1 protein-coding gene is annotated in these 286 nt (G+C 35.7%); it reads right to left on the bottom strand.

Annotation, left to right across the window (positions count from 1 at the left end; translation table 11 throughout):
- Positions 1-286: hypothetical protein (locus ACXAHM_RS26435; RefSeq protein WP_474967079.1), on the bottom strand; the 286-nt coding region annotated here is incomplete at both ends.

The following is a 286-nucleotide window of genomic DNA, read 5'->3' as shown; positions in this document are numbered from 1 at the left end:
TTAGCATTGGTAGATTTTGGTACTTCAACAGTTAATGTAACTGTATATTCTTTTGTTGTAACGCCATCTTCTGCGGTTACTAAAATTGTATTTACATTACCAACAGCTGTAATTGATGTTATTGCATTGCTATTTTCAACAACCGCTGTTACTACTCCGGCTGCCTCTTCTGTAATCACTACTTCATAGGTCAACTGATCTTTTGAGAATTCTTCAATTTCTACACCATCTACAGCAATTGACGCTAAATTTGCATTAGTAGATAACGGAGGAACTCCTTCAGTAA

Source organism: Flammeovirga sp. AWQ4_249, from assembly GCF_056161045.1.
Note: the sequence above shows the minus strand (reverse complement) of the source record. Positions and strands in the feature narration are given on the sequence as shown.